Source organism: Melissospora conviva, from assembly GCF_049523535.1.
In the GTDB taxonomy this organism is placed as follows: Bacteria; Actinomycetota; Actinomycetes; order Mycobacteriales; family Micromonosporaceae; genus Melissospora; species Melissospora conviva.
Genome location: NZ_JBLLDT010000013.1, coordinates 25,960 through 44,503, shown reverse-complemented (window position 1 = coordinate 44,503; position 18,544 = coordinate 25,960). Strand labels below are relative to the sequence as shown.

Below are 18,544 nucleotides of genomic sequence, written 5' to 3'. Positions count from 1 at the left end.
TCCGGGCCGGGTCAGCGTTCGCTCAGGTCGCCCGGGTCGCTCAGTTCACTGGCGTCGCTGAGGTCGACGACCTGCTCCGGCTCGGTGTACTGGTCACTGGTGGCACCGCCGGCCGGGATCGCGAACCCGCCGGTGGTGGCATCGCCGGTGGTGGTCGGCGCCACCTTGCCCGGGTGTGCCCCGGTCACGCGGGGACGGCGGGTCTGCGGCGGCTCGGCGTCGCCGCCGGTGGTGGTGACCATGCCGCGTCCGTTCGTCGGGCCACCGTCGCGCAGCACCTCCGCGCCGACCTGCGGCGTACGGCCGTCCTGTCCCATTTCTTCGCTGTGTCCCCACTCGTCGCCCTCGGGCAGGGTGACCTCCTCGACCGCCCCGGGCCCGTAGTCGAAGCCGGCGATCCGCTCCCGTGCCTGCCGCAACTGCTCCGGTGTCGGCTGTTTGCCGCCCATCTCGCACCACCTCACTGCTCGGTCCGTGCCGCAGGCTGCCCGGGGCATCGCACGCTAAACGCCGCAGGCCGCATCGCAGGTGAACGGGTCAACAGGCATGCGGCGGGCGGGCGGGCCGGCGGAGGCCGGGTGAGGTTTTCGGGCATCGGCACCGGGTAGCCAGGCGGTGCCACCGGCGCAGTGCCGACACCGTGCCGCGTCCGGAACGCGGGAACGGGGGCCGGGAGGGCCTCATCGAATCCTTGAGGGAGGACAGATGAGCACGCAGGCTGCATCCGCACGCCAGAACCGGCAGGTGCGGGAGAGCAACAACAGCAACACTCGGCTGCAGGACCGGCCTTCGGTCCGGGACGTCCAGCCGATGCAGGAGACCCAGCACATGCAGGTGGTATCGGACGGCCGTAACAATCCGATGCCGTCGCCGGGGACCGAGACCGCTCCGGCGTTCCGGACCACCGAGCTGTGGATCTTCCTGGCCGCCGTGGCCGCAGTGCTGCTCGCCTCTGAGCTGGTGGGCACCGACGCCACCGGGGTGGACCCGTTCCGGGCCAACACCGCCTGGCTGTACATCACCCTGCTGACGCTGGCGTACCTGGTCAGCCGGGGCTTGGCCAAGGCCGGCAACGCCTGGCGTCCGGCTAAGGAACGCTCGGGCAAGCGATGACGCCGGTGGCGTCCCCACGGGACGCCCGGCAGCACGACGCGGCGGTGGCCGCCGGTTCACCCGGCGACCACCGCCGCTGTCAGTCCTGGTCGGAGCAGCCACCTGCCCGCGACGGCGCGGGCACGCCGGGCCTACTCCTCGAAGAAGCCCTCGTCGCCGCCGAAGGCGTCCTCCAGCATCTCGCCGGCGACCATGCCGCCGACGACACCCAGCGCCGCGCCCGCGACGACGCCGCCCATGCCGGGACCACGCCGCTGCTGATAACCGTGCGGGGCGCCGTAACCCTGGGGTGCGCCGTAGCCCGGCTGCTGGGCGCGCAGGGCGCCGTAGCGGGAGGTGGTGGCCTGCACCCAGCTGTCCACCAGCGCGACCCAGTCCTGCCGGTCGGCCTCGGCGTGCGACACCGTGAACCGGCCGATGGTGTCCTGGCCGCCGGTGAAGAAGCCGCCGCGCTTGTCACACTCCAGGATCACGTCCACCCCGGCCGGGTTCGCCACGAAGGTCAGCTCGACCTCGTTGACCGTCCCCGCGTACTGCGGCGCCGCGTAGTACTCGATCTCCTGGTAGAAGGGGAGCGTCTGCTGCACGCCGTAGAGCCGGCCGTGCTCCAGGTCCGCGCCCTTGAACCGGAAGCCCAGCGCCGAGAAGGCCTCCAGGATCCGCTCCTGCACCGGCAGCGGGTGCACGGCCACCGGGTCCAGGTCGCCCTTGTCGATCGCCCGGGCCACCGCCAGCTCCGTACGCAGCCCCATCGTCATTCCGTAGAGGCTCTGGCCGTACATGTGGGTGACGGGGGTCTCCCACGGCATCGGCAGCTGGAACGGGATGGCGAGCTGCTGCTTCGCGGCGAGGTGGAACGGCCCGCTGACCACCAGCCGGTGGAACTCCGAGACGCCGCCGAACTCGCTGCCGCCCTGCTCGACCTCGACACGGGTCACCAGGCTGACGGTGACGCTGTCGATGTCGGCCGGCACCTCGCCGCCGCGGAGATTGACCTGCCCGTCGAGCATCAGCCCGGGGCGGGTGTTCGGGTTGGACAGCACGGTGTCCACACTCGGGCCGCCCACGCCGAGGGCACCCAGCATCTTCTTGAAGACCATCGACCACTCCCGCGGCACTCGCGCACCGCCTTCCAACCAGGACGGTGCGAATCTGGCGCAGATCCTAACGATCATGGCTGGGAAGTGACTGAGAGTCCGGAAGCCCTCGCCCGGCGCGGCGAAGCCGGACACACGGCGGTTTACCGGTGCCGTACGGGGTACACGCAGACACAATCAGCCTGCGGGAGGACATGACGATGGTGGCGGTCGGCTACACCCTGATGTGCGAACAGTCCGGGCCGAAGGAACTCATCGAGTACGCGGCACGCGCGGAAGAGGTCGGCTTCGACCATCTGGTGATCTCCGACCACTACAGCCCCTGGCTGGAATCCCAGGGCCACTCCCCGTACGCCTGGTCGGTGCTCGGCGCGATCGCGCACGTCACCTCGCGGGCGCAGCTGATGTCGTTCGTGACCTGCCCGATCCGCCGCTACCACCCGGCCGTTGTCGCGCAGAAGGCCGCCACCATCGGGGTCCTCTCCGACGGCCGGTTCACCCTCGGCCTCGGCGCCGGCGAGAACCTCAACGAGCACGTCGTCGGCGGCTGGCCGCACGTCGAGCAGCGGCACGAGATGTTCGAGGAGGCGCTGCAGATCATCCGGCCGCTGCTGGACGGCGATCCGCTGACCTACTCCGGCAACCACTTCGACGTCCCCGACGCGTACCTCTGGGACCGCCCCGACCGTCCGGTGCCGATGGCGCTGGCGGCCTCCGGCCCGGCCTCGGTGCAGCTGGCCGCCTCCTACGGCGACGGACTGATCGCCACCGACCCGCTGCCGGAGCTGGTCAGCCGCTACGACGCGGCCGGCGGCAGCGGCAAGCCCCGCTACGGCCAGGTGGCTATCTGCTACGGCCCGGACGCCGACGAGTGCGCCCGCATCGCCCACGACCAGTTCCGCTGGTTCGGCCTCGGCTGGCCGGTCAACGCCAACCTGCCCGACCCGGCCGCGTTCGAACGGGCCAGCCAGTTCGTCCGGCCCGACGACGTCGCCTCGGCGATCTCCTGCGGACCGGACCTCGACGCGCACGTGGCGGCGGTCAAGAAGTTCGCCGACGCGGGCTTCACCCACGTCGCGCTGGTCCAGATCGGCGGCGACGGTCAGCGCCGCTTCCTGGACGAGGCCGCCGCGGAACTCCTGCCGCGCCTGCGGGAGCTGTGAGCCCGCGCGGCACCGCCGACCGGGGACGCCTCGGTCTGCGAGGGCTGCGGCTGTCGATGGCCGCCCCCGCCCCCGCCGGCGGCCTGGTCAGCGAATGGCGGCTCGTCGACGGCATCAGCACCCACTGCCGCCGAGGCAGTAACGCCGGGACATCCCGGCCGCCGGTGCTGCTGGTGCACGGCCTGGCCGTCTCGCACCGCTATCTCAGCCCGCTGGCGAGCGCCCTCGCCGTCGACCACGACGTCTACGTGCCGGACCTGCCGGGCTTCGGGCTCAGCGGCGCACCCCGCACCGTCTACGACGCCCACCGGCACGCCGACCATCTGGCGGCCTGGCTGGGGGCGTACGGGCTGGGCGGGGTCTGCGTGCTGGGGCATTCCTTCGGCGCGGAGGTGGCCGCGGCGCTCGCGGCCCGCCACCCCGGGACGGTGGGCGCGCTGGTGCTCGCCGGCGCCATCGCCGACCCGCGCGCCCGGACGCCGTGGGGGCAGTTCCGCCGGTTCCTGCGGGACGCGCCCCGGGAACCGCTGCTGCAGGTCCCGATCCTGCTGCGCGACGTGTGGGATGCCGGGCCGGCCCGGGTCCACCGGACCCTGGAGCTGGCCACCGCCCATCCGATCGAGGTCGACCTGCTGCGCCTCGACTGCCCCACCCTGATCCTCACCGGCGGGCGGGATCCGCTGGTGCCACCGGCCTGGCGCGCCGAGCTGGGCCGGATCGTCCCCGACGCCCGGGTGGTGACCGTGCCCGGCGTGGCGCACAACGTGGTGACCTCGGCTGCCGCCGAAACGGCCGCCGCGGTGCGCGCCTTCCTCCAACCCACAAGAATCAGGTGAGACGATGCGTTTCGGAAATGTGGAGGTCCGTCCGCTCGGCGGCGGCCTCGGCTGCCTGCTGATGATCCTCTTCTCGCTGCTCGCCTCGGTGCTGCTGACCGTCGGGCTGAACCTGCTGCTCTGAGGGCACGGGCGGCGGGCGTCAGGCGAAGTTCAGGTCGAGTTCGGCGCTGACCGGGTAGTGGTCCGAAGCCGATTCGGCCCGACCGCCGCGCAGCACCCCGCAGAAGCGGGTCGACGCCGCGACCGCGGGCGTGCCGAGGAGGTAGTCGAGGCGCATCGCGGTGAACTCGGCGCCGCCGTGCGACGTGGGGACCGTGCAGCCCTCCCCGGGCGGCCCGGCGGTCAGGTAGAGGTCCTGCAGCCCCGCTTCGTCGTGCAGTCGCGCGACGGCCCGGGTGTCGACCCGTCCGCCGTCGAGGTGCCGGCCGCGGTAGCGGGGCGCAAGGCTGCCCACCCGCTCGGCGTGATCGGTCCACGGGTCCAGGGAGTTCAGATCGCCCATCAGCAGCACCCGCTCCCCTGCCGCCCGGACCGCCGCGGCGAGCCAGCCCGCCTCGCGGCGGCGCCGCCCACCCGAGAACGGGTGCAGGTGCGTGCCGATCACCGTCAGGTCGCCCGCGTCGGTGGGGACCACGACGCGCTGCGCGGCGTGATGGAACGGCCGGCGCACCGGCGCCGCCACGACGGCCCGGCCGGGCGGACGGACCAGCACCGCGACCGGCTGCCCGAACGACGACCGGGCCAGGTACGGCCGCAGCCCGACCGCCTCGGCGAAACGTTCCAGCCGGCCGGCCCGGCGGAAGTTGCGCAGCTCCTGCAGCGCGAGCAGGTCGGGGCGCTGTTCCCGGACCACCTCGACGACACGTTCCAGCCGCTGCGGATCCCCCCGGTCCTCGCCACCGGTACGGATGTTCCAGGTCATCACCCGCAGCATCGCACCTCCCGGTCAGCCGGCCCGCCCGGCCTCGATCAGCTCGTCGTCGAGGCGACCCACCTCCTCGGACTCCAGGGCGGGACGGTTGCCCTGGTCGAGGTCCGCGTTGGGCCGCACCACCCAGTAGAGCAGCCCGACCCAGAGCAGCGTGAGCAGAATCGAACCGATGACGTCGGCCGGGTGGTGCATTCCCCGGTACAGCCGCGAGGCCGCCACCGCCAGCGGCAGCAGCACCGCGGCCAGCACGCTGATCCACCGCCACCAGCGATCGGTACGCGGAAAGACCAGGATCGCGATGGCGACGTAGAGGCAGAGCGTGGCGGCGACGTGGCCGGAGGGGAAGCTCGACGTCGGCATCGCCCCGTCCAGGTTCTCCACCGGCGGCCGGTGCCGCCCCACGGTGCGGGTGCTGAGCAGAAAGAGGCTCAGCTCTCCGAGCATCGTGGCGACCAGGAAGAACACCGGGCGCCAGCGCCGCCAGACCGCCAGCAGCAAGGGGCAGAACAGCACCCCGACCAGCATGATCGACCCGGTGTCGCCGATCTTGCTCGCCCACCAGCTCACGTCGTCCCAGAACGGGGTGCCGTTGGCGGCGAACCAGAGGGGCACCTCCCGGTCGAGCAACCCCAGGAACGTGCCATCGGCGTAGTCGGTGACGAGCAGGCCGAACCCGAAGAGCACCCCCGCGATCAGCACCCAGCCGGTGGCCAGCTCGGCGATCGCGGCCCGCGGGTGCTCCAGCATCCGCTCCTCGTCCGGCGCCGGGCTGACCTCCGGCGCGGCCTCGGGTTCAAGCCCGTCGGTCAGCTCCCCCACCGGCCGGCCCCGCTCCCGCCGCCAGAGCCGGAACGCGTACGCGGTGATCACCAGCCAGGCCACGCCGAGCAGCCAGCCGGCGACGACGTCGGAGACGAAGTGCGCGCCGAGCAGGATGCGGGTGAGCCCGATGGCGGTGACCAGCAGCGCCACCAGCGCGATCGCCGGCTTGCGCCACCGCGGCGCGATCGCCGGGAGGAAGACCAGCAGCAGCGAACCGTAGGTGACCGTCGCGCCGAGCGCGTGGCCGCTGGGGAAGCTGTTGCCGCTGAACCCGGTCAGGGGCACCTCGACAACCGGGCGCAGCCGCCCCACCAGCAGCTTGAGCACGGGGCCGATGGCCAGCGACCCGAGGCCGGTGACGATCAGATAGACGGCGAGGCGACCCTGCCGGCGGATCAGCAGCGTGACGACGGCGACCGCGGTCACGCACGTCAGCACCAGCCGGGCACCGAGGTCGGTGATGAAGTTGAGGACCGTCACCAGCACGTCGTTGTCGGCCACGAGCGCGTTCAGAGCGACGACCACCCCGTGGTCGAGGTCGTGCAGGGGTCCCCACTCGCCGCGCACCAGCAGGAGCAGCGTGCCCGCGCCCGTACCGCAGGCGAGCAGCACGATCAGCCCGGCCAGGCTCCGCTCGGCGAAACGCCCCAGCGGCCGCCCCGGCGCCCTCGGTTCCTTCTCCACGTACTGCCTCCCTTGTCGTCGCCGGGAGGCAGTACCCGATGCGGGACCGCGGCACACGCCGATACGGGACGTCCGCACCCGGCGACGGGCCGGGCGGCGGCTCAGAGGCTGGTCATCTCCCCGGTGTCGGACTCCAGAGAACCGGCGCCCACCGGCGACCAGAGGTCCGGCTGGGCCGGCTCCGGCCGGCCGATGCGCAGCGCCTCGAGCTGCGCGGCGAAGGAGAGCCCGGCGAAGAGCGCGATGCCGGTGAGGTTGGCCCAGAGCAGCAGCGCCACGATCCCGGTCAGCGCGCCGTAGGTCTGCCCGAAGCTGTCGCTGACCTTGACGTACGCGGCGAGCAGCAGGGTGGCCAGCCACCAGAGCCCGGTGGCGATACCCGCGCCGAAGACCAGCCAGGACAACCCCGGCTGCCGCCGGCGGGGCGCGTGCCGGAAGAGCACCGCCACGGCCAGCACGGTCAGCACGACGCTCATCGGCCAGCGCACGGCGTCCCAGAGCTCCTCGACGAGCCGGCCCCAGGCGTAGTGGCGCTGCACCGCGTCGCCGAGCGCACCGCCGCCGACCAGCATCACGAAACCGCCGAGCGCCGGCAGGCCGGCCGCCACGGTCAGCGCCGCGGCGCGCAGGTACTTGCGCAGCGCCGGGCGGTCGCGCTCCACCCCGTAGATCCGGTTGGCGCCCCGCTCGATCTGCGCCATGGTGGTGGTCAGCGCCCAGAGACCGGTCAGCAGACCGAAGAAGAGGGCGAGCTCGCCGACCTGCTCGCTGCCGGTGAGCAGGTCGGCGACGATCTGCTCACTGGCGCCGGGGGTGAGGGCCAGCATCGTCTCGGCGAGGACCTTGCCGCCCTCGTCGGCGCCGAGGTCGGTGATCAGGCCGCTGAAGGCGATCAGGAACGGCACCACCGCCAGGCAGAGCTGGAACGCGAACGCGCGGGAGTGGCTGAATCCGTCGCCGTAGCGGAACCGTACGAAGGAGTCGCTCAGCAGCCGCCAGCCGCCGTGGCGGCGCAGCACCCGCCAGGCGTCGTCGGCGGAGAGTTCCTCGTCGGACATGCACCGGGTCTCCGGCACCGTCCGGGTGCTACTCACCGCTGACCTCGTCCACCAGCTCGTCACCCCGCTCGGCGACGGCGTCGGCGTCGGCGGCCAGGTCGGGTGCGTGCGCCGGGCGCGGCACGCAGAGCCAGAACGCCTGCGGGACGACCTCGGCGACCAGCTTCCGGCCGGGTGTGATCAGGTCGCCGTCGAGCTCGCGGGGCTGCGCCCGGTTGCTGACGATCTCGACGCGACGGCCGCGGAAGACCTCCATGTTGGGTACCCGGCGGCGCCGGCGCAGCACCGCCCAGCCCAGGGCGAGCCAGTGCCGCAGGGTCCGCGGCGTCAGCACCGCCACGTCGAGGTGGCCGTCGTCGGGTTCGGCGTCGGCCAGCAGCCGCACGCCGCCCTGTAGCCGGCCGACGTTGGCGACCAGCACCGACCGGGCGCGCCGGTGCAGCGGCGGGGCGTCGTCGATGCGGATGCTGACCCGCATCGGCCGGCCGCGCAGATGCCGCAGCGCGCCGACGACGTACGCCGGCCAGCCGATCCGGGCCTTGGTGATCTCGGAGGTGGAGCCGAGCATCTGGGCGTCGAAGCCCATCCCGGCCATCACCGCGAAGACGTCGTCGCCGACGCGTCCCACGTCGAGGCGGCGACGGCCCCGCTCGATGGCCACCTCGATACCGGCGGCGAGGTCGTTGGAGAGCCCGAGGTTGGCGGCGAGGAGGTTGCCGGTGCCGGTCGGCAGTACGGCGAGCGCCACGTCGGTGCCGGTGAGGGCACTCAGGCAGGAGCGGACGGTGCCGTCGCCGCCGCAGACGAAGACCACCTCGACACCGGCCTCGACCGCCTGCCGGGTCTGGCCGCGGCCCGGGTCCTCGGCGGTGGTGGTGAACCAGAGCGGCTCCGGCCAGCCCACCGCGCCGAGGGTGTCGTCGACGATGCGCCGCAAGGCGTCCACATCGATGATCTTCACCGGATTGATCACGACTGCCGAGCGCAGGCCCGGCCTCTCCCACGGCTGCTCCACGGCGGTCAGTGTGCAGCAAGACGCACCCGGCGGCGAGCCGGCGGACGGTGAGCTTTCTGGCAGCCCGCGCAGGTTTGACCTCGGGAAGCGGGCACGGCCCGCCGGGAGCGGACCTTGCGAAGCGGCCTTGACGACCCCCGCCCCGGTTTACGATTTGGGCGGAGACTCCGCGCCCGACCGGATGCGGACGTGTGGAGGTGATGCCGCGTGCGGGAGCTCGTGGCCCCTGTCGAGGTACCCGTCATCGTCGGCATCGACGATTCCGAACTCAGCTTCGCCGCCCTCCGCAACGCCACCCGCCAGATCACCGCCCAGCACCGGCGGATGCGGCTGGTGCACGCCTTCAACTGGGTGGGCACCCCGGGCGCCGACGGAGACGTCGCCTGGTCCGCTGCCGACCTGAACGGGCTCATGGAGCGCGCGGTGCAGGCGGTTCGCGAGGTCGCTCCCGAGATCGACGTGGAGACCGAACTCGTGCAGGGATCGGCGGTTGTCGCGCTGACCCGCAACGCCGAGTACGCCACGGCGGTGGTTCTCGGCGGGCGGCGCAACGACATCTCCGAGGTGGTCCCGTGGGACTCCCTGACGGTCCAGGTCGCGTCCCGGGCCGCCTGCCCGGTGCTGGTGGTACGCCCGGAGCCGCCGCCGGCCGACGCGCCGCTTCTGGTCGGTGTGGACGGCTCGCACATGTCGGAACTGGCACTGGCCTGGGCGGTGGAGGTGGCCTCGTACCAGCACGCGTCGGTCGTGGCGGTGCAGGTGCGCGACCAGGAGTGGGAGCAGGACCGGCGCGAGGGCATCCGGCTGGACGAACTCCGCGTGGTGGTCGAGCGGCTCCAACCCGATTATCCGGATGTGCCGATCGAGCAACGGATCCTGACCGGGGAACCGGGACCGGAACTGCTGGCCGCGGCAGAGGAGGCGCAGTTGGTGCTGGTGGGCCCTCGCGGGTCCCAGCCCAGCCGGGGAATGCTCGGCGAGGTGAGCCAGACGGTCCTCTACCACTCCCGCGCGCCGGTCCTGATCGTGCGGGGCCGGCGGGTCAGTGCGGTGGGCAGCAGATACCAGAACGAAACGACCAGGACCCGGTCCTGACACCCGGACCTGCCTCCCATCCGCAAGAGGGTCGGGATGCGGGTGACCGGCCACTAGGAGAGGCTCAGTCGGATGGAGACCGTACTCGAGCGGCAGATGCCACTCACCGAAGAGGAAGTACGCCTGATCGACGCCTACTGGCGGGCGGCGAACTATCTGACCGTCGGACAGATCTACCTGCTCGACAACCCGCTGCTGAAGGAGCCGCTGAAGCCGGAGCACATCAAGCCGCGGCTGCTCGGCCACTGGGGCACCAGCCCCGGCCTGAGCCTGATCTACGCCCACCTCAACCGCGAGATCATCCAGCGCGACCTCAACATCATCTACATCACCGGCCCGGGGCACGGCGGCCCGGCGATCGTGGCGAACACCTGGCTGGAGGGGACCTACAGCCAGGTCTACCCCTCGGTCAGCCGCGACGAGCCCGGCATGCGCCAGCTCTTCCGCCAGTTCTCCTTCCCCGGCGGAATTCCCAGCCACGTCGCCGCCGAGGTGCCCGGCTCCATTCACGAGGGGGGCGAGCTGGGCTACTCGCTGATGCACGCCTACGGCGCGGCGCTGGACAACCCCGACCAGATCGTGGCCTGTGTGATCGGTGACGGCGAGGCCGAGACCGGCCCGCTGGCGGGCAGCTGGCTCTCCAACGTCTTCCTCAATCCGGTACGCGACGGCGCGGTCCTGCCGATCCTGCACCTCAACGGGTACAAGATCGCCAACCCGACGGTGCTGGCCCGCATCCCGCTGGAGGACCTCAAGGCGATGATGCGCGGCTTCGGCTACGAGCCGTACGTCGTCGACGCCGCCGATGCCGAGGGCCGGGCCGAAGGGATCGATCCGGCGCAGGTGCACCAGATGCTGGCGGGCACCCTGGACACCGTGCTGGACGAGATCGCCGAGATCCAGCGGCGGGCGCGCATCGAAAAGGACACCTCGCGGCCCCGCTGGCCCATGATCATTCTTCGGTCGGCGAAGGGCTGGAGCGGACCGGCGGAGGTCCACGGCCGCCCGGTGGAGGGGAGCTTCCGCGCGCACCAGGTGCCGCTGAGCGACGTCCGCGACGACCCGGAGCAGCTGGCCGCGCTGGAGGCGTGGATGCGCAGCTACCGGCCGGAGGAGCTCTTCGAGATCACCGGGGCGCCGACGGCACAGCTGCTGCAGACCGCGCCGTCGAGCACCAAGCGGATGAGCGCCAACCCCAGCACCAACGGCGGCGCCGTCCTCAACAGCCTGCGGCTGCCGGACTTCCGCGACTACGCGGTCCCGGTGGAAGCCCCCGGTTCGATCGCGGCCGGGGCGACCGCCGCCCTCGGTCCCTGGTTGCGTGACGTCATCGTCGCCAACCCCGAGCAGTTCCGGCTCTTCGGCCCGGACGAGGTCGCCTCCAACCGGCTCGGCGCCGTCTTCGACGTCACCGACCGGGCATTCATGGCGCAGCGGGAGGTGACCGACGACCACATCGCCCCCGAGGGCCGGGTGATGGAGGTGCTCTCGGAGCACCTGTGCCAGGGCTGGCTCGAGGGTTACCTGCTCACCGGCCGGCACGGGCTGTTCACCAGCTACGAGGCGTTCATCCACATCGTCGACTCGATGGTCAACCAGCACGCCAAGTGGCTCAAGGTCACCCGGACCATCCCGTGGCGGCGCCCGCTCGCATCGCTGAACTACCTGCTCTCCAGCCACACCTGGCGCCAGGACCACAACGGCTTCTCCCACCAGGATCCCGGCTTCATCGACCACGTGGTCAACAAGAAGGCCGAAATCGTCCGGGTCTATCTGCCGCCGGACGGCAACACGCTGCTCTCCACGATGGACCACTGCCTGCGCAGCCGGCACTACATCAACGTGGTGGTCGCCGGCAAGCAACCCATGCCGAACTGGCTCGACATGGAGCAGGCGGTGCAGCACTGCGCCCGCGGCCTGGGCATCTGGCAGTGGGCCAGCAGTGACAACGGGCAGGAGCCCGACGTGGTGCTCGGCTGCGCCGGCGACATCCCCACCCTGGAGACGCTCGCCGCCGCCGACCTGCTCCACGAGCACCTGCCGGAGCTCAAGGTACGCGTCGTCAACGTCGTGGACCTGATGCGCCTGCAGCCGGAGAGCGAGCATCCGCACGGCATGCCCGACCGCGAGTTCGACAACCTCTTCACCCGCGACAAGCCGATCGTCTTCGCGTACCACGGGTATCCGTCGCTGATCCACCGGCTGACGTACCGGCGGGCCAACCACCGCAACCTGCACGTGCGCGGCTACAAGGAGGAGGGCACCACCACCACGCCCTTCGACATGGTGATGCTCAACGACCTGGACCGGTACCACCTGGTGATCGACGTGATCGATCGTGTGCCCGGGCTCGGTGAGCGTTGCGCACATCTGCGGCAGGAGATGGTCGACGCCCGGCACGAGTGCCGGGACTACACCAGGCGATACGGTGAAGACGCGCCACAGGTGGCGGAATGGCGCTGGGCTCGTCCCACCTCCCCCACCAACGCCTGAAAGGGGACGAAGATGTCCGTACGGGAACTTCTGGTCGGCTTCGACGGGTCCGACGACTCGCAGAACGCGCTGACCTGGGCCCTGGAAGAGGCGAGCCGCAGTGGCGGAAGCGTGCGGCTGATCTACGCCTTCGAGTGGATGTCCGGCGCTGCCTGGGCGGGTCCGGGCATGCTGCCGACGGTCTGGCCGGACGAGACCGCCCGCCAGGAACTCGAAGACCTGGTGAAGGCGGCCGTCGACGCCGCCGGCAAGACCCACCCCGGCGTGCAGGTCCACGGCGAAGTGGTCGACGGCCCGGCGCCCCTGGTGCTGCAGGAGCGGTCGGCCCACGCCGACCTGATGGTCGTCGGCAGCCGGGGACAGGGTGGTTTCGCGGGGCTGCTGGTGGGCTCCACCAGCATCGCCCTCAGCGGTCACGCCCACTGCCCGGTCGTGGTGATCCGCGGCGAGGAGGCGCTCAGCCACGCCCACACCGGCGGCGTCGTCGTCGGGGTGGACGGCAGCGCGCACTCGCTGCGGGCGTTGGAGTTCGCGGCCGCCCAGGCGGCCCAGCGGGCGGTTCCGCTGCGCGTGCTGCGGATCTGGTCGCCGCCGGCCCCGCGCTGGGGCCCGCCGGAGCTGGACCCGGAGAAGATCGCCGCCCAGGAGCGCGCCGCCGCCGAGGAGAGCGTCGCGCCGTGGCGCGAGCGTCACCCCGAGCTGGAGATCAACATCGAGATCGCCACCGGCAGCCCGGCAGCGGTGCTGGTCGAGGCGAGCCGGCAGGCGCAGCTCGCCGTGGTGGGCACCCGCGGCCGCGGCGGCCTGCGCGGCATGCTGCTCGGCTCGGTCAGCCAGCAGCTGATCCAGCACGGCCACTGCCCCGTGGCTGTCGTGCCGGAGCTGCACCAGGAGCTGTAGGGACCACCGGCCCGCTCCCGCATCGCGCGGGGGCGGGCCGCTGCCTTCACGCCGGCCCCGGCGCCGGTCAGGGGCCGGCGCCCTCGAGTGAGAAGAAGTCCTCCTCCTCCTGGATGAAGTGCAGCCGCAGGATCGCCGCCAGCCCGTAGCAGGCGGCGAGCAGGTCGGGGATCTGCTCGTTGCGCAACGGCCCGGCCGTCTGGTCGAGGTAGCCGCCGATGCGCTCCACCAGGTGCCGGATCTCCACATGGGCGCGGCTCATCGTCGCCGTCGCCTCGCTGCTGCCCAACGGCCCGGCCAGCATCGGATACAGGCGCGTCTCCTCGCCCTCCTCGTGCGGCAGCACCTCGGTCACCAGCCGGTCGTAGACCCGGGTCAGGCCCGGCAACCAGGCCGACTGGTCACGCGGTGCGGCCACGACCCGGTCGGCGGCGCTCCGCAGCTCCTCGACGGCGTCCCAGAGGTCGACGTGCTCGCCGGCGTAGCGTTCCAGCACCTGCCGGGTCCGCGCGGGCAGCGGCCGGCCCAGCCCGCCGCTCAGCGCCCGCAGCGCGTTCCCGATCACGAGCACGTCGATACCCTCCTGGGCGAACGCGCCGGCGACCGGCGGCAGCAGGCCGAACGCGGCGGCGAGCATCCCGAGCAGCGCCAGCCCCATCCCGACCGAGGCGCTCTGCACGGCGATCCGCCGGGCGTACCGGGCGATCTCGACAGTGTCGGCCAGGCGGTCCAGCCGGTCGACGGTGAGCACCCCGTCGGCCACGTCGGCCGCGGCGGTGGCCCCGGTGGCCCCCATCGCCATACCGACACCCGCCGCGGCGAGTGCCGGAGCATCGTTGACCCCGTCGCCGACCATCACCGTCACCGCGTGCGCGGACTCGGCGCGTACCCGCTGCACCTTCTCCGCCGGGGTGCAGTGCGCCACCACGTCGTCCACCCCGACGACCTGGGCCACCTGGTCGGCGACCCGCTGCCGGTCGCCGGTGATCATCACCAGCCGGGTGAAGCCGGCCTGGCGCAAGCGCCGCAGCGTCCGGCGGGCGTCGGGGCGCACCGGATCGGCCATCAGCAGTCCGCCGGCCGGGGCCCCGTCGACGCTGACCCAGACGATCGAGGCACCCTCCAGCTCGGCTCGGCGCTGCTCGCGCTGGGCCCACTGCGGCCAGTCCCCGGCCAGCTGCCCGACCCGGACCATCCGCCCGTCGACCCGGCCGCTCACGCCGCGGCCGGCCTCCTCGGTGACCTCCGTCGGCGTGCTCAGCGCCAGGTGGCGTCCCCGGGCGGCGGCGACCAGCGGCGCGGCCAGCACGTGCTGGGAGAGCTGCTCCACCGAGGCTGCCAGGCGCAGCAGTTCCTCGCCGGCCCAGCCCGGCGCGGTTACCGTCCCCATGACCCGCGGGCGCCCGGTGGTCAGCGTGCCGGTCTTGTCGAAGAGCAGCACCCGGGCCTGACCGAGCAGCTCCAGCGACCCGCCGTCGCGCACGAGCACCCCCCGACGGGCCACCCGGGAGAGCCCGGCGACGATCGCGATCGGTGTGGCCAGCAGCAGCGGGCACGGGGTGGCGACCACCAGCACCGCCACCGCCCGGACGAACTCGCCGGTCAGCGCCCACGCCAGCCCGGCGATCAGCAGGGTGAAGGGCACGAACGCCACGGCGTACCGGTCGGCGAGCCGGACCACCGGGGCCTTGCGCGAGGTGGCCTCGGCCGCCAGGCGCACGATCCCGGCGTAGGTGCTCTGCGCCGCCGTGGTGGTGGCCCGCATGGCGAAACCGGTGCCCGCGTTGACCACACCGCTGGCGACCTGCTCACCGGCGGCCCGGTCCACCAGCGCCGCCTCGCCGGTGATCACCGACTCGTCGAGCATCGCCGCGTCGAGGAGACGGCCGTCGACCGCGACGACGTCACCCGGACCGACCAGCAGCTGGTCACCGACGGCGACGGCATCCAGCGCAACGACCTCGATCCCGCCGTCGGCGGTACGGCGCCGCGCCGAGCGCGGCGCCCGCTCCAGCAACTCCCGCAGATCACGGGTGGCGCGCCCCTGGGCGTACGCCTCGAGCGCCCCGCCGGTGGCGAGCATCACGGCCACCACCGCACCGGCCAGGTACTCCCCGGCGATCAGGGCGCTGATCAGCGCCAGCACGGCGATGATGTCCACCCCGAAGTGCCGCCGCCACAGCGACCGCAGCATCGACCAGAGCTGCGGCAACAGCGTCGCCACGGTCGCCGCCGCCCAGATCGCGTCGGCGGCACGGGCCTGCCCCAGCAGCGCGGCGGCCCCACCGGCGAGCGCCGCCAGCACGAGCGCGGTCAGCGGGGCCCACCGGCGCACCGACTCGCCCCGCCGCGCCCGGTCGTGCTGCTTTCCCGCCGCCATCGCCCCGCCGATCGTGGACCGCCCGTTTCCACCATGGTGCGCGGCCGCTGCCGGGAAAGCATGGAATCATGCGGAACGGGGCGAAGACCCGACCACGGCTGCACAGTGCGGCACGATGGCAGGAGACGAAAGGTCGTGACGATGAGCCACGAGACTTCCGGGCAGGAGCGGGGCGCCGCCACCGCGCTCGTGGAGGCCGCCGCCACCGCCGGGTACGCCCCGTCGCTGCACAACACCCAGCCGTGGCGCTGGCGGGTGCTGCCGCGGCAGCTGGAGCTGCACGCCGTCCGCGAGCGCCAGCTGCCCGCCACCGACCCGCAGGCGCAGCTGCTGACTCTCAGCTGCGGCACGGCGCTGCACCACGCCACCACGGCCCTGACGGCCGAGGGCTGGAACGCGACAGTCGAACGGTTCCCCGACCCCGCCGACGAGAACCTGCTGGCGCGGATCACCATCGGCGAGCGGATCACGGTCGACCCGGAGGCGATGCGCACGGTGCAGTGCATGCGGATGCGCCACACCGACCGGCGGCCGGTCAGCGAGGAGCCGGTGGCCCAGGAGGACCTCTACGCGATCGGCCGCAGCGCCGACGCCCAGGGCGCCCGGCTGCAACTGCTCGACACCGACCAGATGATGACGCTGGCCGCCGCCGCCGCGCAGGCCGCCGAAGTGGAGGCGAACGATCCCGAGTTTCAGGCCGAGCTGGCGTACTGGACCAGCCGGGGCGCTCCCGGCGGCACCGGGCTGCCAGTGGAGGTACTGCCGGCCAGCCATCCGCAGACGACCGTGCCGGGCCGGGACTTCGGCCGGGCCGGGACGCTGCCGATCGGCCCCGGCCACGACCGGGCGGCAACCTTCGCGCTGCTCAACGGCGACGAGGACGAACCGGTGAGCTGGCTGCGCGCCGGCGAGGCGCTCTCGGCCGCCTGGCTGACCGCGACCCGGCTCGGCGTCTCGGTGGTGCCGCTCAGCGGCGTGATCGAGGTCGCGGGCACCCGCCAGGCGCTACGGGTGATGCTGGCCGGGCTCGGCTACCCGTACCTGGTGCTGCGGCTGGGCATCGCCGACCCGGAGCACGCCGGTCCGCCGCACACCCCGCGGCTGCCGACCGAGCAGGTGGTGGACACCACAGCGCTGCGCTGACGGCCGACCTGAGCTGCCGGGGGCGGCACCTGCGGAGATACGATCGCCGAATGGTCGCCGACCCCCTCCCCCGCGATGAGCAGCTTCTCGCCCCGTCGCTCGGGCTCACCCCCCTGTCCCGGGTACGCCTGGACGCCCTGCTCCAGGAGATGCTGGACCGCATCAGCGAGGTGGTCACCAGCCGGGAACGGCTGCGCGCGCTGCTCGACGCGGTCGTCGGCATCGGCACCGACCTCGACCTGCAGAGCACCCTGCGGCGGATCGTGAAGTCGGCGTGCGACCTGGCCGGCGCGCGCTACGGCGCGCTCGGCGTGATCGGCCCGGACCGGGAGCTCACCGAGTTCATCACCCACGGGCTCGACCAGGACGCGACAGACGCCATCGGCGAGCTGCCGCACGGGCGCGGTGTGCTGGGGCTGCTGATCGCCGAGCCCCGCCCGGTGCGGATGCCCGACATCACCCGGCACCCCAACTCCTACGGCTTCCCGCCCGGGCATCCGCCGATGCACAGCTTCCTCGGCGTGCCGGTGCGCATCCGCGACCAGGTCTTCGGCAACCTCTACCTCTCCGACAAGCAGGGCGCGGCGGAGTTCAGCGAGGACGACGAGCAGATCGTCGTGGCGCTCGCCGCGGCGGCCGGCGTGGCGATCGAGAACGCCCGCCTCTACGAGCTGGCGCACCGGCGGGAGCAGTGGCTCTCCGCCACCGCGGAGATCACCTCCGTGCTGCTGGGCGAGGTGCGCCGTACCGACGCGCTGGAGCTGGTGGCGCGCCGGGCACGGGAGGTCGCCGACGCCGAACTGGCGCTGGTGCTGCTCTACGACGAAGAGGCCGAGCAGTTCATCGTCGAGGTCGTCGACGCGCCCGACGATGAGGCACCCGCGCTGGTGGGAGCGGTGGTGCCGGCCAGCGAGACGACCTTCGCCACCGCGGTGATCGAACGGCGGCACTTCCTGGTCCCCAACCTGGCCAAGGCGGCGCCGTGGCCGGTCCCGGTGGTCGGTGGCCCGGCGGTGCTCTCCCCGCTGGCCGCCGGTGACACCCTGCACGGCGTGCTGCTGCTCGGGATCAGCCCGGACCGGGAGCAGCCCGCCGACGAGGACATTCCGCTGCTGAACAGCTTCGCCAACCAGGCCGCGCTGGCGATGGAGCGGGCCCGCGGGCAGGAGGAACGCGAACTGCTGGTGGTGCTGGAGGATCGCGAACGCATCGCCCGCGACCTGCACGACGTGGTGATCCAGCGGCTCTTCGCCACCGGGCTGCAGTTGCAGAGCACCGTCCCGCTCTCCACCCACCCGGAGACGGTACGCCGCCTCAACGTCGCCGTGGACGACCTCGACGCGACCATCCGCGACATCCGCCGCACGATCTTCGAACTGCGTACTCCGATGACGGCGCAGCTGCGTACCGAGATCCGGGAGTCGATCGAGATGGCGGCGGCGGCGCTCGGTTTCACGCCGGCGCTGGAGCTCACCGGGCCGGTCGACAGCGCCGTGCCGGAGGCGGTACGCCCTGATCTGCTCGCGGTGCTGCGCGAGGCGCTGTCGAACGCGGTGCGGCACGCCCACGCCACCGCGGTGCAGGTGCGGTTGCGCGTCACCGGGGACCGGCTGTCGCTGACGGTCGCCGACGACGGCGTCGGCACCGACCCGGCCGCCGCCCGCGGCGGGCTGATCAACATGCGGGAACGGGCCGCCGGGCACGGCGGGCACTTCGAGATCCACGCGGCCCAGCCCCGGGGCACCGTCCTCGACTGGAGCGTCCCCCTCCGCGACTGAACGCACCCTCGCCGCCGCCCTGCCCACTCCCCC

General features: G+C 72.8%; 15 protein-coding genes and 1 pseudogene. 8 read left to right on the top strand and 8 right to left on the bottom strand.

Annotated elements, in window-relative coordinates; genetic code table 11:
• Nucleotides 1-11: 11 nt before the first annotated feature.
• On the bottom strand, nt 12-449 hold the full coding sequence (locus ACK8GG_RS20890; RefSeq protein WP_440353638.1) for a hypothetical protein: 438 nt from the start codon (nt 447-449) through the stop codon (nt 12-14).
• A 256-nt stretch (nt 450-705) separates the two neighbouring features.
• On the opposite strand from ACK8GG_RS20890, the gene ACK8GG_RS20885 reads away from it, so the two are divergent.
• On the top strand, nt 706-1,113 hold the full coding sequence (locus ACK8GG_RS20885; protein ID WP_440350234.1) for a hypothetical protein: 408 nt from the start codon (nt 706-708) through the stop codon (nt 1,111-1,113).
• Between the two features lie 131 nt (nt 1,114-1,244).
• Here ACK8GG_RS20885 and ACK8GG_RS20880 read toward each other — a convergent pair whose 3' ends face one another.
• The gene (locus tag ACK8GG_RS20880; RefSeq protein WP_440357060.1) at nt 1,245-2,213 is read right to left on the bottom strand and encodes a sporulation protein; all 969 of its coding nucleotides are present in this window, start codon (nt 2,211-2,213) and stop codon (nt 1,245-1,247) included.
• 197 nt (nt 2,214-2,410) lie between these two features.
• Between ACK8GG_RS20880 and ACK8GG_RS20875 the strand changes: the two genes are divergently transcribed.
• Nucleotides 2,411-3,373 carry a TIGR03557 family F420-dependent LLM class oxidoreductase gene (locus ACK8GG_RS20875; RefSeq protein ID WP_440357070.1) on the top strand — a complete coding sequence of 321 codons (963 nt, stop codon included), beginning with the start codon at nt 2,411-2,413 and terminating at the stop codon, nt 3,371-3,373.
• On the top strand, nt 3,370-4,209 hold the full coding sequence (locus tag ACK8GG_RS20870; RefSeq protein WP_440357059.1) for an alpha/beta fold hydrolase: 840 nt from the start codon (nt 3,370-3,372) through the stop codon (nt 4,207-4,209). Before ACK8GG_RS20875 ends, ACK8GG_RS20870 begins: the two co-directional genes overlap by 4 nt.
• 142 nt (nt 4,210-4,351) lie before the next feature.
• Here the strand turns inward: ACK8GG_RS20870 and ACK8GG_RS20865 are convergent, their stop codons facing one another.
• The 4 genes from ACK8GG_RS20865 to ACK8GG_RS20850 form a co-directional block, all read right to left on the bottom strand.
• Nucleotides 4,352-5,146 (bottom strand): endonuclease/exonuclease/phosphatase family protein, encoded by a 795-nt coding sequence (locus tag ACK8GG_RS20865; protein ID WP_440357058.1) that lies wholly within the window; start codon nt 5,144-5,146, stop codon nt 4,352-4,354.
• A 12-nt stretch (nt 5,147-5,158) separates the two neighbouring features.
• Nucleotides 5,159-6,649 carry a phosphatase PAP2 family protein gene (locus tag ACK8GG_RS20860; RefSeq protein ID WP_440357057.1) on the bottom strand — a complete coding sequence of 497 codons (1,491 nt, stop codon included), beginning with the start codon at nt 6,647-6,649 and terminating at the stop codon, nt 5,159-5,161.
• 101 nt (nt 6,650-6,750) lie between these two features.
• Complete coding sequence (locus ACK8GG_RS20855; protein ID WP_440357056.1) at nt 6,751-7,743, bottom strand: YihY/virulence factor BrkB family protein; 993 nt, start codon at nt 7,741-7,743, stop codon at nt 6,751-6,753.
• On the bottom strand, nt 7,736-8,731 hold the full coding sequence (locus tag ACK8GG_RS20850) for a diacylglycerol/lipid kinase family protein (RefSeq protein ID WP_440350332.1): 996 nt from the start codon (nt 8,729-8,731) through the stop codon (nt 7,736-7,738). Before ACK8GG_RS20850 ends, ACK8GG_RS20855 begins: the two co-directional genes overlap by 8 nt.
• 198 nt (nt 8,732-8,929) lie before the next feature.
• Between ACK8GG_RS20850 and ACK8GG_RS20845 the strand changes: the two genes are divergently transcribed.
• From ACK8GG_RS20845 to ACK8GG_RS20835, 3 genes are all read left to right on the top strand, one after another.
• A complete protein-coding gene (locus tag ACK8GG_RS20845) occupies nt 8,930-9,817 on the top strand; it encodes a universal stress protein (RefSeq protein WP_440350228.1) in 888 nt (295 codons plus the stop codon).
• Nucleotides 9,818-9,889: 72 nt separating this feature from the next.
• On the top strand, nt 9,890-12,310 hold the full coding sequence (locus ACK8GG_RS20840) for a phosphoketolase family protein (RefSeq protein ID WP_440350227.1): 2,421 nt from the start codon (nt 9,890-9,892) through the stop codon (nt 12,308-12,310).
• Nucleotides 12,311-12,322: 12 nt separating this feature from the next.
• Nucleotides 12,323-13,210 (top strand): universal stress protein, encoded by an 888-nt coding sequence (locus ACK8GG_RS20835; RefSeq protein ID WP_440350226.1) that lies wholly within the window; start codon nt 12,323-12,325, stop codon nt 13,208-13,210.
• 67 nt (nt 13,211-13,277) lie between these two features.
• Here ACK8GG_RS20835 and ACK8GG_RS20830 read toward each other — a convergent pair whose 3' ends face one another.
• Nucleotides 13,278-13,706 carry a hemerythrin domain-containing protein gene (locus ACK8GG_RS20830; protein WP_440350331.1) on the bottom strand — a complete coding sequence of 143 codons (429 nt, stop codon included), beginning with the start codon at nt 13,704-13,706 and terminating at the stop codon, nt 13,278-13,280.
• Nucleotides 13,707-15,590, bottom strand: a pseudogene (locus ACK8GG_RS20825) (heavy metal translocating P-type ATPase); the annotation flags it as partial. It abuts the gene before it with no gap.
• A 141-nt stretch (nt 15,591-15,731) separates the two neighbouring features.
• Between ACK8GG_RS20825 and ACK8GG_RS20820 the strand changes: the two are divergent.
• Complete coding sequence (locus ACK8GG_RS20820) at nt 15,732-16,733, top strand: Acg family FMN-binding oxidoreductase (RefSeq protein WP_440353627.1); 1,002 nt, start codon at nt 15,732-15,734, stop codon at nt 16,731-16,733.
• Nucleotides 16,734-16,783: 50 nt separating this feature from the next.
• Entirely contained in the window at nt 16,784-18,511 is a 1,728-nt protein-coding gene (locus ACK8GG_RS20815; protein ID WP_440357055.1) for a sensor histidine kinase, read from the top strand.
• The last annotated feature ends 33 nt before the right edge of the window (nt 18,512-18,544 follow it).